We start from the raw sequence: 867 nt of genomic DNA, 5'->3' as shown, positions 1-867 counted from the left end.
TGGCCTACCATAATCGTCGCCTTGCCATATTCGGGGGTGGCTCCCATATAAATGGTGTGTTGTCGGTCTCCAAACGCGTCATACAGACTGATGGTGCCGACCATGGCTTCTCTCCATCCGGTGTCGCACAACAGCATACAGGTGCCATCTAAGCCAATGGCAACACTGGCAATTTCAGCGTCTAGTTGAGGGGGCACATAGTCCCAACTTTCTTCTTTCACCTCAATGATCGTGGCCACCGCTTCACTGAGACGCTGGATGTAGGACACGGCGACCGGGCGTTGATGATTCTCAGCCAAGTCTCGCTGCACGTCTCGGGCGGAACCATACGCCAGTTTCGAGGACACTTGTTTCGCAAACAGAGGCGTGGAGGTGATGATGATGCGAGACGCTCGCTCTAGCGGACAATCCGTTTTCCCGCCTCCAGAGCGCTGATAGACATGGCGTTCAATCACGACTTCTCCGTAGGGCGTTTGATACGCTTTGGGCTGCTTGCCTTTGGTTCGCATCACCTCTCCGGCAATCTCAATGGCTGAACCGTCGGTGTCCAGATACTCAAGAGCGGCTGTAGTGGCAATACGACCCGCCTCGTTGAGGCTTTCCTGAATCGCTTCTTCACTGGTCAGCAGCGAATGACTCAGGTCTATCGTCACTTCTATCCTGACTTGCGTCCCTTCTTGACTCAGCAATTGAGCGCTCATACTCACCACCTCTTGGTTGCCTCACTCAGTGATATCATGCTTGACCTACTAAATCAAGTAGAGGTCGCACCCCTTTAATACCCCCACAGACAAGAATCATGGTGATATCCTCGTAGACTCTCAGTGATACTTATATGATGTAATCGTTACATCGTCAAGAAGTCAA

1 pseudogene is annotated in these 867 nt (G+C 52.0%); it reads right to left on the bottom strand.

The features are described from left to right. Positions 1 to 701: pseudogene (locus A8707_RS26295) on the bottom strand (ISKra4 family transposase); the annotation flags it as partial. Between the last annotated feature and the right edge of the window lie 166 nt (positions 702 to 867).

The sequence above is a fragment of the Phormidesmis priestleyi BC1401 genome, assembly GCF_001650195.1.
Classification (GTDB): domain Bacteria; phylum Cyanobacteriota; class Cyanobacteriia; order Leptolyngbyales; family Leptolyngbyaceae; genus Phormidesmis_A; species Phormidesmis_A priestleyi_B.
The sequence above is the reverse complement of the archived record's forward strand: the minus strand, read 5'-3'. Positions and strand labels throughout refer to the sequence as shown.